The organism is Stenotrophomonas sp. AS012628 (assembly GCF_010608305.1).
GTDB lineage: Bacteria > Pseudomonadota > Gammaproteobacteria > Xanthomonadales > Xanthomonadaceae > Stenotrophomonas > Stenotrophomonas geniculata.
This window is the reverse complement of sequence record NZ_VMBJ01000341.1, coordinates 1-204: the sequence shown is the minus strand read 5'-3', so window position 1 is coordinate 204 and position 204 is coordinate 1. Positions and strand designations below refer to the sequence as shown.

General features: G+C 53.9%; 1 protein-coding gene. It reads left to right on the top strand.

What is annotated here, in order from left to right; genetic code table 11:
• Positions 1-190 (top strand): hypothetical protein (locus tag G5A07_RS22340; protein ID WP_223107943.1); only part of this gene is annotated, 190 nt, incomplete at its 5' end.
• Positions 191-204: the final 14 nt, after the last annotated feature.

Sequence of the window (204 nt, the reverse complement as noted above, 5' to 3'; positions counted from 1 at the left end):
CGAAGGTCTTTCGTCGTTGCGAGCCGCCTATTATGGCAGGCCTTTCAGCTTTGTCAACAACTTGTTTGAGGAACTTCAAGCTCTTCGTGAAGTTGTTGCCGCAAGTCCAGGTCGAAACCGGGTGCCTGCAAAAAAAGGAAAACCCCGCTGCGCAAGCAGCGGGGTTCTCGGGTGTAAACCCTGGCGATGACCTACTCTCGCATG